Source organism: Carboxydocella sp. JDF658, assembly GCF_002049395.1.
In the GTDB taxonomy this organism is placed as follows: Bacteria; Bacillota.
On the sequence record NZ_BDLR01000188.1, the window covers coordinates 1 to 202 of the forward strand.

A 202-nucleotide genomic window follows, 5' to 3' on the forward strand; every position below is an offset into this window, starting at 1 on the left:
AGGAGAGAATCCTAAGGCGAGCGAGAGAACCCTCGTTAAGGAACTCGGCAAAATGACTCCGTAACTTCGGGAGAAGGAGTGCCGCTAGATGTGAAGGGCTAAGCGCCTGGAGCATAGAGCGGTCGCAGAGAAGAGGCCCAAGCGACTGTTTACCAAAAACACAGGTCCCTGCCAAAGCGAAAGCTGACGTATAGGGGCTGAC

Annotated in this window: 1 rRNA gene; it reads left to right on the forward strand. The window is 54.5% G+C overall.

The window, feature by feature from the left end:
- A 23S ribosomal RNA gene (locus tag JDF658_RS13580) occupies positions 1-202 on the forward strand; the annotation flags it as partial.